The following is a 13,001-nucleotide window of genomic DNA, read 5'->3' as shown; positions in this document are numbered from 1 at the left end:
TACGGCTGATAGCTTTGCGGCACTACATTTTGGTGCGCCCCGTGGCTTTGCGCCGTTATGCTTTGCACTTGGCCGTTGTAACCGTTATACGACTGGTTCGCATACCCGCCAGTTCCATAACCGTAAGCCTGTGGGCTAGAAGAATAACCCCCTTGGCTGCCATAGCTACCAGAAGCGTAACCGCCGCTTAACAGTGAGCCTGATGAATAAGATGCTTGTCCAGCGTTATCCGCTGATGCTGTAAAAGCTTGGTGAGACGTGTTGACAGGGTACATTTGTCCCATTTGCTCATGTGGCAAAATAATTCCTCCTCTTTAAATAGAAAGGTGTGTAATTCATAAACCAACTTTATGCTGGTGTTATTCGACGGTGTTAGTATGTTTCTAACCCCATACATTATGCATTTCAATTAATTTAACTGATCATTTTCAATTTGATTTCATTTATTTCACAAATCATGAAAAAACTAACCTAAATTAATTTCATTTTCAGAAATGTATCAATTGTATGTTGCACCATATTAATAGTAGAATAGGAGGGTATGTGGTCAGGATCACTACAACTATACTTATGCTAGAAAAGGAGATTTATCATGTTCGAGTGGAATAACCTCTGGCGTGGTTTGCTTATTGGAACAAGCGATCTTATTCCAGGTGTCAGTGGTGGCACACTAGCTGTCATCCTCGGTTTCTACGACCGATTCATTGCAGCTATTAGCGGTTTTTTCAGTAAAGATTGGAAAAAACATTTGGGTTTTCTCATTCCGTTAGGTATCGGTGTCGGTTCGGCACTCATTTTGCTCAGTCGTGTGATGAAATGGCTGCTTGCAAATCATCCACAACCTACTTTCTTTTTCTTTACAGGACTTATTTTAGGCATCATTCCTTATTTATGCAAAGAAGCGGACGTAAAAAGGAATTTCCGTAGTTTTCATGTTGTGCTGCTTGTTATTGCCGCAGTTCTGGTTGCCCTTACAGGTGTATTTCGTCCAGAAGGTGTAGAAATTCACAACACCATTACGTTAAATGTCACAAATGGTGCAGGCTTGTTTGTAGCTGGCTGGCTAGCAAGCATGGCCATGTTGCTGCCTGGTATAAGCGGCTCATTTGTTTTGCTGCTGCTTGGGGTTTATCCAATAGCAATAGACGCACTCTCCACATTTAACATACCCGTCATTGCTATAATCGGTTCTGGTGTTATTGTGGGCTTTATCATTAGCAGCAAACTGATCAAATACTTATTAGGTTCATATCCTCATGTGATGTATGCCCTAATTATCGGAATGGTGATCGGCTCGTTGTACGTTGTATTTCCTGGCATCCCCACTTCAATAAGTGCAGTAGTGATCAGCCTAATTACTTTGTTAGCGGGACTTGGCAGTGCTTTATTTCTAAGCCGCGCGGACGCTTAACCATTCATTGCGAAGCACGTTATTGGACATGATAAAAGAGTGTCTTGCTGCTGACTAGCCGGACGCTCTTTTTGAGCTTATATATCGTTGCACACATATATATCGTTACATATCCTCTTCGCAGAACAGACACCTTTGATGAAGCGCCTGTCGCTTCATATACTCCAACATTTGAAAAGAGGATGAATTATGGATATTTTGTTAGCCCTTATCCCTGCTTTTACATGGGGGACATTGCTGCTTCTCAGCTCTTACTTCGGTGGAAAACCGCATCACCAGCTGATCGGGATGACGATCGGAGCACTTTTATTTGCACTTGGTGTATTTTTCATCAAAGCGCCTGAGCTTACACCTGTTATTTGGATTGCCGGTGCCCTCTCTGGTGTACTCTGGTCAGTGGGTCAGTACAATCAATTTAGCAGCGTCACTTATCTGGGGGTTTCTCGAACAGTCCCTATTTCCACAGGAATGCAATTATTTGCCACGACAGCATTCGGTGTGTTTGCCTTTGGCGAGTGGAAGACTACAACCGCGATAATTCTAGGCATTATTGCAATTGCCTGCATTTTGATAGGTGTTATATTTACAGTTAAAAATGATAAAAACAGTGATGGCAACGGGGAACAGCATATTCGAAAAGGCTTGGGTACGTTGCTTGTATCTACAATTGGTTACGTAGGATACGTAATCGTTATACGTTGGTACAACATTGACGGTTGGGCTGTTTTGCTGCCACAAGCTATCGGTATGTTTGCAGGTGCGGTTGTCTTTACTTGGAAGCATAAACCTTATACACGATACGCGTTTCGTAACATTTTCACGGGTGTTTGGTGGGGAATCGGTAATCTCGGCTTACTTATCTCTTTGCCGCGGATTGGTGTTGCTACTAGTTTCTCTTTATCCCAGACAGGTATTATTTTATCTACATTAGGTGGCATTTATTTACTTGGCGAAAAGAAGTCCAAACGACAAATGGCTTATGTCATTATAGGCTGCTTCTTAATAGTTGCTGGCGGCGTCATGATTGGACTAACGAAAGCGTAATCTCTTTAGCAATCATAAGTATTTGATCCTGTACAACATCATTCATAAATAAGACAGGGAAGAAGCCGATCGGGCTTCTTCCCTGTCTTATATGTGATGACGATATCGATGCACATCCTTTATCGGACCAACCTATCGATTCAACAAGCTCCCCACATAACGAAGCAACTCATTAGCGCACGTCGGGCAGTATCCATGTTCGTCGATCAGTCGTGCCGATACCTCATTAATACGCTTCAATTGGTTCTCATCCGGTGTTTTCGTTGACGTTGTTATCTTCACAATGTCCTTCAAATCCGAAAACAACTTCTTCTCAATCGCTTCCCGCAACCGGTCATGGCTGTTGTAGTCAAATTTACGGCCTTTTCGCGAATAGGACGACAAGCGGATTAATATTTCCTCACGGAACGCTTTTTTAGCATTTTCAGATACACCAATTTGTTCTTCAATTGAACGCATTAACCGCTCATCGGGCTCCATCTCGTCGTCCGTCAACGGATCGCGGATTTTTTTCCAATTACAAAACGCTTCTATGTTGTCGAGATAATTCTCGAACAGCGTTTTCGCAGACTCTTCAAAGGAGTATACGAACGCCTTTTGGACTTCCTTCTTCGCTAGCCCATCGTACTCCTTGCGAGCGACAGAAATGAAGTTTAAGTAACGTTCCCGTTCTTCCTTAGTTATGGAAGCGTGTTGATCCAGCCCATCCTTAATGGCTCTTAGCACATCCAACGCATTGATGCACGACAGATTTTGTTTAATAAGTGCACTGGAAATGCGGTTAATGACATATCGAGGATCAACACCTGACATGCCTTCCTCTGAGAACTCACTTTGCATCTCCTTTAAGTCGTTCTCTTTGTAACCTTCAACCTCTTCCCCATCGTACATCCGCATTTTTTTCAACAGGTCCATGCCTTGCTTTTTAGTTTCCTTCAGACGTGTCAAAATAGAGAAGATGGCAGAGGCCTTCAGCGCATGAGGAGCAATATGAATATGGCTCATGTCACTTTGACTGATAAGTTTGCTGTATATTTTCTCTTCTTCCGTTACTTTCAGGTTATAAGGGATCGGCATCACGATCATACGGGACTGAAGAGCCTCATTTTTTTTATTCGAAATAAAAGCTTTGTATTCAGATTCGTTCGTATGGGCGATAATGAGCTCATCCGCAGAAATAAGCGCAAATCTGCCCGCCTTAAAGTTGCCTTCCTGAGTGAGCGAGAGCAAATTCCATAGAAATTTTTCATCACATTTTAACATTTCCTGAAATTCCATAAGCCCCCGATTCGCCTTGTTTAACTCCCCGTCAAAGCGATAGGCACGCGGATCTGATTCAGAGCCAAATTCGGTAATTGTAGAAAAGTCAATACTGCCTGTCAAATCTGCAATATCCTGTGACTTCGGATCAGACGGACTAAACGTTCCGATTCCCACTCGATTCTCCTCGGAGATTAACACTCGTTCTACCGCTACCTGCTCAATGTCTCCTTCAAATTCAGTCCGCAGCCTCATCTGGCAGGAGGGGCACAAGTTTCCTTCTATGCGTACGCCTAGTAGTCGCTCCACCTCTGGTCTTAATTCGTTAGGAATTAAATGCAAGGGGTCTTCATGCATCGGGCAGCCCTTGATCGCATATACGGCTCCACGTTCTTGACGTGTGAACTGTTCCAGACCACGCTTTAGCATCGTGACAATGGTTGATTTTCCTCCGCTAACTGGACCCATTAACAACAAAATCCGTTTACGTACATCTAACCTTTTGGCAGCCGAATGAAAGTATTCCTCAACCAGCTTTTCGATGGCACGATCCAGACCGAAAATTTCCTTTTCAAAAAACTTATATCGATTGTGGCCATCAACCTCTTCCACGCCATGTGACGCGATCATCTCATAAACCCTTGAATGAGCGGTCATCGCTGGCGAAGGATCGTGACGCAGCAATTCAACATATTCTTTAAATGTGCCGGTCCAGCCTAACCGTTCGCTCTCGGCGCGATGTTCAGCAATCCGTTTGAAAATGTCCATCCCACTAACCTCCCATGCTCCCGATTTGCTACACTACCCTCCAACACCTTCTCTGTCTACCCTCGCTGGATATAACTCGCCTGTCACGCGAATGAACAGTTCGTCATGACTGTCTAACGACTAAATAAATAAAGTGTATTACAATCCTATGCGAGCGCTTTGGATTAGTTTCTCGAAATTTTTCTCATTAAAGGTTGTCAGGACATCATGTCAGGTGTGCAATCAGGGCTCTTCTTGGCGTGTTATAATAAACCAAGTACACATGAGAAGCTGATCACACGTGTGACGTGGATGCGCTGTATACGGGAGGAATGTACATGCCTTCTGCCAACGATGGTAGCTTGAGCAAACAAACACGTAAGGAGACAGATTTATATGCACCGATAAAATCCTATTGGGAAAGTCGGGGATTTGAGGTGCGAGCCGAAGTACGCCACTGCGATGTTGTTGTGCTTCATCCTAGCATGCCAGAACACCCTATCATTATAGAAATGAAAGCATCCATTAACTTAACGCTGCTCTTGCAAGCGATGGAGCGGCTTAAAATATCTTCCGATGTTTACATTGCCGCTGAACAGAAACGCGGCAAACAAGCAGGACGTCGCAGGCTGAATGCAATCGCTGACATCTGCCGCCGACTTGGCTTAGGGCTGATGACGGTCACTTTTTATGCGAAGAAAGCTCCGTTTGTCGAAGTATTTTGCCACCCATCACGAATAGCAGAAGCATTAGCGGAAGGCAGCTTGGCCAGTCAAACTTCATATCTGCAAAATACCGGGTTACAGTCTGATCAAGCAGCAGGACATAAAAGAAATAGAGTTCATACAGTGGAGTCGCTCACAAGGGATCAGATGCAGATGCAATTACATTCCCAATCGCCAAGCAAGCCGCTAACCTTAAATCCCCGTCTATACGCATATGAAATACAGGATGGCTGCACGACGGACTACGCTGTTCATGATGCCGACAAGGATCTCAAGGCTGCGCCAAAGCCCAAAGTTCGTGCAGCCCGTCAGAGCAAGCTGCTGCGCGAATTCGGTGAGCGAAGCGGTGACTATAACGTCGGCGGCAGCACGAAGCGGCCGCTTATGACCGCCTATCGCGAGAAGGCGCTGCGCTTGGCATCCGCGCTAGCCGATGGACCGAATCAGCCGGTAAGGCTGCGCGAGCAAAGCGGGGTCGGGGATGCTGCTACGATTTTGCGGCACAACTATTACGGTTGGTTCGAGCGTATTAAGCGAGGTGTCTACACCCTTACGCCCGCAGGCACTGCGGCGCTTGAGCTATATGCAGATGTGCTTGCAAATCGAATTGACAAGCCATAGTACAGACTTTCACGCGGCGCGGCACGGCACACCACTAACACCACTAACACCGCTAACTGCAAAGCTGTACTATGGGTGCGCCCACTAACGCTCATCTGCTGCTGCATACGCCGCACATCGTAGCCCAGTTTCAATTGACCGTTTTTCATACGCTCTTCCTTCATTCGTATAGACGTTGCGCTCCGAATCCACAAATGTTGGAGTCGTAGCTTCCATTTTGCAGGAATAGGGTTTCTACGAAACCATTCGTTAAGTTTCTACTAGCAACACACGCTATCCATCGTCTGCCTATCTGTAACGATATAGAGCGATACGGTCACATCTCAACTACTCATTTTCAAACAAAAAAATATATCATAATGAAAAAAATATGTCGATGTGCAGAGCGTATTCCTCCCTTTCTTCCATTTAACGGAAGCTGATATGCACACATTAAAACACCCCGTTACAGCTTAGGTACAGAGCGCGCGGATCATCGGTATGCTGGTGCGTTAGTGGCGAGGAATACGTGACCGGACGACAGATCCGTTATAGGGTGAATGCAAGTATGATTAGGCCGCTTAGCGGACAGGAGGTGCGCTATTTGCATATTTCATCCCTGTCTGGCGGTAGTTTGGAGGCAATAGCGGATATCCTGTCCGCTAACTCCACCAAAAACGTGTTTTACCGCACATAACGGATCGTCTGTCCACCAAAGTCAGCCTATTCCACCAGCTATCATCGCTCTCTGCGCTCTACTCTATCGCTTTCTATTTCTTAATGCGAATGCAGCGGACATTCGGACACGAACCGGTCATCGTGCCATTCCTACCCCCAGATCGGAGCATGCCGAATGTCCTTTTTGTAACGACGTGTTTTCTCCTTCCTCCTTCATATAGCTGTCGTAAGCAGACGCACATCCGCGGTTCTTTGTCTTCCCCTAGCGTATACAAATAATTTTCCTCACTGCCATAGCCTTCGTCGGCTAGCACCGTCTTGGGTATCGCAACTTCCATTTCTCCTAGTGCAACAGTCTACTGCATAGTGTACTGTTCTGTAGTAGTCATTTAATTACGCATAAAAACCGTCTTTTTATGAAATGTTAGTGTCGCAACTTCCATTTCACAAGAAAAGACGGTTTTTGTGTTTTTTTAACATTCAAAAAACGGGGCGTCCGTAGTCAAGTCAGTTTAGACTGACTTTCTGGACAGCCCCTTGCACGCTTACATAACGCTAATTAACTGCCGCACTTACACGTGGCGGCCGAGAAACTCACCAACAGCTTCGCCCAGACGATCCATCCCCGTGTGGATGACCTCAGGCTCCGCAAAGGAATAATTCAGCCGCATCGTATTCCGTTTAGCTGCGCCTGCAAAAAATGGTGTACCAGGCACAAACGCAACACCTTTGCCTACCGCACATTTCAGCAGCGCCTCCGCATCTAATCCTTCCGGCAGCTCCACCCAGAAAAACATACCGCCTTGCGGCATTTTCCACACCGCCTCGCGCCAAGGCTCGTCCTGTTGCAGATGTGTGGCCATCGTTTCCATTCGTTCTTTATATACAAGCGACAACTTGTGTATATGGTCATCCAAAGAAAACGTCGCTGACTCCAACAGCTCACTAAGGATGAGTTGATCAAAAACACTAGAATGTAAATCCGAGGACTGCTTCCCGCGAGCCAATCGTTGAATGACACGCTTATCTGCAATAATCCATCCGGTCCGCATGCCAGGTGTTACTGTCTTGCTAAATGTACTCGTATAAGCAACGATTCGATTAGCTACATTTCCTTCCAAGGCGGCAATATTGGGCACCTTGTTGTTGCTGAACCGTAGCTCTCCGTAAGGATCATCCTCCAAGATGAGCACTTCATGCTCTGTACATAACCGCAGCAGCACTTCACGCCGCTCCACACTCCATACCCGCCCCGTCGGATTGCTAAATGTTGGAACTACATACACAAACTTAGGCTTATATTGCTTTAACTTCGCTTCAATATCTTCTGGAATCATCCCGTAATCGTCACTTTCAACGCCAATCACGTTTGCCCCATACAATTGAAGCACCTGCAAACAGGCCAAATATGTTGGATTCTCCACTAACACTACATCACCAGGATCAATCATCGCTTTAGCAAATAAATCCAATGATTGCTGCGATCCAGATGTGATCATAATCTCATCAAGCTCAACAGGTATATTTCGATATGTCAGCATACGTTTAGCTATCCGTTCCCGTAAAGATGTCGCACCTTCAGTCAACCCATACTGAAATGCTTGGGTTCCCATACGGAATACTTCCTCCGAAGCTGATTTAAGCGCGTCAATCGGAAACCACTCCTCCGCAGGTAATCCCCCTGCAAAAGAAATAATGCCCTGTCCTTGTGTCAGCTTTAAAATATCTCTCACTGCCGAGCTTTTTACGGCCTCAATCCGTGAGGAAAATGAATATTTCATTATATACCGCCCCTTTCACTATTTCCAAAATATACACCTATGCCCGTAACTTTGCAATCGCAAACTCTGGAATCAGTCCTCCCGTGTATAGCTTGAAATGTTCGCACGATTTACCATTGGCAAAACAATTCGGATCTTAGAGCCGCTACCATCCATACAAAGCGCCTCCATCGATCCATCCAAAAGCTGCACCCGATTTCGTAGCTGCATAAGCCCATGTGCAGAATCGTTTGGCTCCATCGCGATTTTGGTAGCAAATCCTACCCCATCATCCACATACAACAGCTCCCAATTGTCATCCTCCTGCTTAATTGACAACTGAAGTAAAGAGGCATACGCATGCCGTTTGCCATTGTGCAGCAGTTCCTGAGCCATGCGGAATACGTGGCGTTTCCAATCGTGAGGTTGAGCCTCCAGCAAGTCAGCACTGCCAATCTCCATCTGTACGACTGGCTTCTCCTCTGCAAACTCACCCTCAATCCAGGATCGTAATGCATGCTGCAAGCCTACAGTCTGAATCAAGGCAGGCCGCAACCCTGAATTCAAATGCTGCATATATAAGCTCACATCTTCCAAATTACGCTGTATATGCTCCATCCCCGCCTGCACCTGCTCGAAATCTACTAAAGCTTTTGTCTCCTCCAGTTGAATAGCCATATCATGCAGCGGCTTCATCACCTTCTGCTGGATCGATTGGGCTACCAACCCTCTATTCTTTTCCTGCATATCAAACAATAAAGCGACTAGGCTCTGCTCCATCGTGTCATTTTTAAGGGATTGATGGTATTGAAGTTCTGTAAGTTCACTTTGTAAAACTCTGGCTCGATAAATATGATTTAAGCTAATCGACAAATAAGTCAAAACATGATCCATCCATTGTTGTTCTTCCCGATTAAGCTCTGCCTTTGAAGAGCGGCGCTCGATCACGATATAATATCTATTTTCCACTTCCAAATTAATATCAAACCAGAACACATAAGGATGCTGAAAATTCCCTTTTAAGAGCTGTCTTTTTAGTAGGTCAGCCTCCATCTCACCTTCCATAATGATGTCGATTGCACCATGACGGTCTTTGCGAACGATAGCAGCCGCATTACACGTTAAGGTGTCCACAATAACACGCAGCACCTCTTCGTTCCAGTCTTCTCGATGCTGAATGTAGCCAAGCCGAGAAGCTATACGCTTTAACGATTGATCCAGCTTTGTCTTGCGCGGGAACAACACTTCCTCCAGCTTGCCGCACGAATATTCAATCGTAAACATAAAGGTGGTAACAATAAATAGAATAAATAAAAATGTAAACACCTGAACAATCATCGACTCTTGGTCACCGAATACAAGAGCGTCCCATCCCATAATAATGGCGCTCGGTACTACAGCAATAAGACCAATCGTAAGTACACGCTTCATAATAACACTTATGTCATGCAAGCCGTAAAATGTCGTGAGCCACGCCAGCCCCATCATAAACATAATTCCAAACCACCCTGATATAAGCGGAGATACTAAGGGTAGTCCTGTGAAAATATTAGGGACAAAGGATAGACTGACAATCGGCATAAATGCGATCCCAACACAAAATGAAATCAACGTTAAAGCCGACGTAAAGTAAGTACGTTCATGCCGATATTTAAAATATAACCTGAACATACACAGTACATTTACAATCGCAATTAATACAAAAAAGAAATAGGTAAACACATTATCGAATTTATAGGCGATGTACGTACGATCTGAAACCATATACACCAATTTTACAATAGAAGATGCAAAAATAAATGTGTACAAGCCTTTAATATATTTGGTGGACAGTACCAGACTGGCCTTGTCTTTAATATAAAGATATACATAATGTAAGAACATGACTGGAATGAGCATCAGTCCTGTAAACATGAGCCAGTAACTAAGCACGTCTCCACGTAAAGATGCGCCATAACACAAATAAATCAAACCCATCATAAAAAACAAACAAGCAAGCATCTGGCTCGCAGTTGATCTATCTTTTCGCCTAAGCAGCAGCCAGCCGATAGTAAACAACACCATCTCCGTTATAATCGGCATAAAATCATACAGCGGGTGCCGATCATACTTATCCAGCCGGACTGTCAAAATTTCTCCTCCACGCGCCACAATGACAGAACGAGCCTGTTCAAGCTTATGCCATTTCTTCACTGGCATATGCGCCTCTGGCACATGTCCATTAATACGAATAATATGGTCACCGATACGAAGCTTCCGCCTATCAAATTGTTCTGAGGTCGCAAAACGCGACACGATCCATTTATGATCTTGTTCCTTGACGTGCACGCCAATATACGGATACTTATTAATTACAAATAACAACCAAACCTGTACAATGGCTAATCCTACAATCCCCCACTTGCGTAAACTGTTGTGGTTTATCATTTCTCTCTATTTCTCCATGTCTGTTTATATCTATCTATGAAACTTTTCTATGATACTTTAGTCGCAGCTATACCCGAATTTTGATCTAATTCGATTGTATCTAACGCTACCCGATATAGCAATAAAGCGAATTTTGTCATTTTGCCCCGACTTGACAGTCATGATAGAATAATAGAATGTATTTTAAGTACTGGGTCTAATTGGATAGACTCTTGTTCGAGGTGAAGACAGATGGAACCTACTTTGGAACCTAGTCGCGAGTCATCTCGCCGAACCCGAACGAAGGCGAACGGAGCCTCTGCAAAATGGTTTTTGCTATTTTGGTTCGTCATGATCGGTATCGGCGTAACCGCGACGTATTATTACAGTCAGCACATCAAGATGACGATGTTGACACAATTGGAAACACAGACAAATGCCCAGATTCAAGCGGTTCAAAAAAACTATCAGGAGCAACTGCACAAGTTGGAAACAAAGCTGGTTGAAATGCAAAGTAAAATTGATTCTTTTAACGAGTTGCTGACCTTTACAAAGGACAACGCTTCTAATAAGACAGATAACAGCAACAAGCTGTACACACAGCTCAATGAAGTGAAGAAACAACTGGATACGTTAAAGAAAAAAATGGATTTGCTTAAATAAGTGAGGCGAACGATATGAAGAAAGTAAAATTCGTCAACCGCTTGTTTATGATGACAACCGCACCGTTCCTTGGACTGATGTTGTGGATGGTTTTCTCTTCCTTAACCGTTTCTGTAGAGCTTACAGACGCAAAGCCTGCGGAAACGAGCACATGGGATACCGCTTACGAGCACGTATCCGAGGGGCTGGATCAGGCAGGGAAGACGGCTCAATATACTATTGATGCTGTCCGCCGTGTCTCTGTGTTGTACAAGCAGACGACTTCAACGATGAACGATATTGTATATACAGCATCCAAACAAGCCAATCGCCCGGAGAAAATCTACAACAACCGGATATCTTCCAAGCTTGGCGTGCCAATGGATTATATCGAGAGCGATAACATACGTGCCGAGTTATACGCGATTCATCAGTCTACATATAATGGGTATGCCATGAAGGTGAAGTTAAAAGATCAGAAAGCGATGAAAATGACGCTAGGCAAAGATAAATACGGCGGATCAGAAACGACGATGCAAGCTGTGAAGCGTTATGGTGCAGTCGCCGGTATAAATGCTGGTGGATATGCCGAAGGACGCGGCAATCGTTATCCACTTGGAACAACCGTTCTGAACGGAAACTATGTGAATGCCTTCGAGCCTAGCTTTAAAGATTTGGCTTTTGTCGGACTAGATACAGTAGGTCGGCTAATTGGCGGCAAATTTTATGATAAGGCTGAGCTGGACCAGATGAATCCGAAGTTTGGAGCTACCTTTGTTCCACACTTGCTGAGTAACGGCAACAAACTTACTATTCCGGACAAATGGAAAGCACCCAATCGTGCACCGCGTACGACCATCGGAAACTACAAAGACGATCAGCTCTTAATTATGGTTATTGATGGCTACAATGAAAATGGCGGATCAGGCGCAACACTCGAAGAGATGCAGCAGAAGATGATTAATTTAGGTGTCCGAGATGCCTACAACTTGGATGGCGGAGGCTCCTCATCCCTTATCTTTAATGGACGAGTTGTAAATCACCCTTCTGACGGCGAACTGCGACATCTACCCACACACTTTTTATTTTTTGAATAGTGAAGCAACTTAGCAAAGCTGCCTTATTTACCCGAATGAGGAGACGACATTATAGCACATCACCCATTGGCTGACTGTACCAAAATTCACACCTTTTTCATTTTCTTTTTGGAATGTATTGGGTATAATGATAGTAGTCTATTGGAGGTGTGCGCATCATGTCTCTTACGTTTTGGATCATTATGTTAACTTTAGCATTGTTTATTACAGCCATGCTCACATCTGGGTACAACGAAGACAAGACAAAAGGACTGTAGTCCATCCTTACGCAGAAGCTTCCTTTAATTTGAAGGGAGCTTTTTTGCTATTATCCCTCCCGTGACAGCAATAGGGCACCACATGTGTGATGCCCCTCGCTGCCCTATGTCGTCAACATTAACGCACCAGATGCGTCATGTCATTCATACATTGTGAACATATGTAACGCTCTTTGAATTCAGCAACGCCATTCATAGAGCCACAGAACACACATTTTGGACGATACCGTTCTAAAATAATATGATCGCCCTGAACCAGAATTTCGACAGGATCCCCTTCATTCATTTGATAGCGCTTTCTTAGCGATTTCGGAAGAACAATTCGCCCCAGTTGGTCGACTTTGCGGACAACACCGGCAGGTTTCATCAGTTAC

The 13,001-nt window shown here is 44.5% G+C and carries 11 protein-coding genes; 5 read left to right on the top strand and 6 right to left on the bottom strand.

Annotated elements, in window-relative coordinates:
• The coding region (locus H509_RS28015) for a hypothetical protein (RefSeq protein ID WP_036697662.1) at positions 1-299 on the bottom strand (299 nt) is incomplete at its 3' end.
• A 293-nt stretch (positions 300-592) separates the two neighbouring features.
• Here H509_RS28015 and H509_RS0116725 point away from each other — a divergent pair.
• Together H509_RS0116725 and H509_RS0116720 are read left to right on the top strand one after the other, a co-directional pair.
• Positions 593-1,411 carry a DUF368 domain-containing protein gene (locus H509_RS0116725; RefSeq protein ID WP_028546093.1) on the top strand — a complete coding sequence of 273 codons (819 nt, stop codon included), beginning with the start codon at positions 593-595 and terminating at the stop codon, positions 1,409-1,411.
• Positions 1,412-1,600: 189 nt separating this feature from the next.
• Complete coding sequence (locus H509_RS0116720) at positions 1,601-2,455, top strand: GRP family sugar transporter (RefSeq protein ID WP_028546092.1); 855 nt, start codon at positions 1,601-1,603, stop codon at positions 2,453-2,455.
• Between the two features lie 132 nt (positions 2,456-2,587).
• Here H509_RS0116720 and H509_RS0116715 read toward each other — a convergent pair whose 3' ends face one another.
• Entirely contained in the window at positions 2,588-4,483 is a 1,896-nt protein-coding gene (locus tag H509_RS0116715) for a PrkA family serine protein kinase (protein ID WP_028546091.1), read from the bottom strand.
• 317 nt (positions 4,484-4,800) lie between these two features.
• Between H509_RS0116715 and H509_RS28680 the strand changes: the two genes are divergently transcribed.
• Positions 4,801-5,808, top strand: a complete 1,008-nt coding sequence (locus H509_RS28680; protein ID WP_051287280.1) for a DUF2161 family putative PD-(D/E)XK-type phosphodiesterase — start codon at positions 4,801-4,803, stop codon at positions 5,806-5,808.
• A gap of 84 nt (positions 5,809-5,892) precedes the next feature.
• On the opposite strand, the gene H509_RS28625 is transcribed toward H509_RS28680, so the two are convergent.
• The 3 genes from H509_RS28625 to H509_RS0116695 all read right to left on the bottom strand — a co-directional run bounded on the left by H509_RS28625 (position 5,893) and on the right by H509_RS0116695 (position 10,652).
• Positions 5,893-6,024, bottom strand: coding sequence for a hypothetical protein (locus H509_RS28625; RefSeq protein ID WP_281169750.1), 132 nt, complete (start codon positions 6,022-6,024; stop codon positions 5,893-5,895).
• A gap of 1,013 nt (positions 6,025-7,037) precedes the next feature.
• A complete protein-coding gene (locus H509_RS0116700) occupies positions 7,038-8,246 on the bottom strand; it encodes an aminotransferase-like domain-containing protein (protein ID WP_028546089.1) in 1,209 nt (402 codons plus the stop codon).
• Positions 8,247-8,318: 72 nt separating this feature from the next.
• A complete protein-coding gene (locus H509_RS0116695; RefSeq protein ID WP_028546088.1) occupies positions 8,319-10,652 on the bottom strand; it encodes a sensor histidine kinase in 2,334 nt (777 codons plus the stop codon).
• A gap of 231 nt (positions 10,653-10,883) precedes the next feature.
• Here H509_RS0116695 and H509_RS0116690 point away from each other — a divergent pair, with 231 nt between their 5' ends.
• Together H509_RS0116690 and H509_RS0116685 are read left to right on the top strand one after the other, a co-directional pair.
• Positions 10,884-11,294 (top strand): hypothetical protein, encoded by a 411-nt coding sequence (locus tag H509_RS0116690; protein ID WP_028546087.1) that lies wholly within the window; start codon positions 10,884-10,886, stop codon positions 11,292-11,294.
• 14 nt (positions 11,295-11,308) lie between these two features.
• On the top strand, positions 11,309-12,370 hold the full coding sequence (locus H509_RS0116685; RefSeq protein ID WP_028546086.1) for a phosphodiester glycosidase family protein: 1,062 nt from the start codon (positions 11,309-11,311) through the stop codon (positions 12,368-12,370).
• A gap of 375 nt (positions 12,371-12,745) precedes the next feature.
• On the opposite strand, the gene H509_RS0116675 is transcribed toward H509_RS0116685, so the two are convergent.
• Positions 12,746-12,994 carry an AbrB/MazE/SpoVT family DNA-binding domain-containing protein gene (locus H509_RS0116675; RefSeq protein ID WP_028546085.1) on the bottom strand — a complete coding sequence of 83 codons (249 nt, stop codon included), beginning with the start codon at positions 12,992-12,994 and terminating at the stop codon, positions 12,746-12,748.
• Positions 12,995-13,001 lie beyond the last annotated feature (7 nt).

Origin of the sequence: Paenibacillus taiwanensis DSM 18679 (genome assembly GCF_000425125.1) — a bacterium.
GTDB lineage: Bacteria > Bacillota > Bacilli > Paenibacillales > Paenibacillaceae > Paenibacillus_B > Paenibacillus_B taiwanensis.
Note: the sequence above shows the minus strand (reverse complement) of the source record. Positions and strands in the feature narration are given on the sequence as shown.